Genomic DNA, 366 nt, shown 5'->3' with positions numbered 1-366 from the left:
AGGGGGAAGCCCCCAACTACCATCGGCGCTAAAGAGCTTAACTTCCGTGTTCGGTATGGGAACGGGTGTGACCTCTTTGCCATCATCACTAGACTCTATTCGACCTCCAATACACGGCGTATTACTGTGTCAGCTTCTCTCGTTCAATCAGTCACGTACAAAGGTACGCTCCTTCATTCACTCGTTTGCTTCCTTGTTCTACTTGTGTCTTGAAGCTCTCACGGCTTTCAATATACATGGTATCTTGAAACCCTTTTATGAAAGAGTTGTTCTTTCAAAACTGGATAAACGGTTCATTGAATGTTTCAAACTTTTTGGTTAAGTCCTCGATCGATTAGTATTCGTCAGCTCCATGTGTCACCACAC

Annotated in this window: 1 rRNA gene; it reads right to left on the bottom strand. The window is 44.3% G+C overall.

Annotated features, from left to right (window positions below):
- Positions 1 to 93 (bottom strand): 5S ribosomal RNA (rrf, locus tag C9J37_RS27925); the annotation flags it as partial.
- Positions 94 to 366 lie beyond the last annotated feature (273 nt).

The sequence above is a fragment of the Lysinibacillus mangiferihumi genome, assembly GCF_003049665.1.
Lineage (GTDB): Bacteria > Bacillota > Bacilli > Bacillales_A > Planococcaceae > Lysinibacillus > Lysinibacillus mangiferihumi.
The sequence above is the reverse complement of the archived record's forward strand: the minus strand, read 5'-3'. Positions and strand labels throughout refer to the sequence as shown.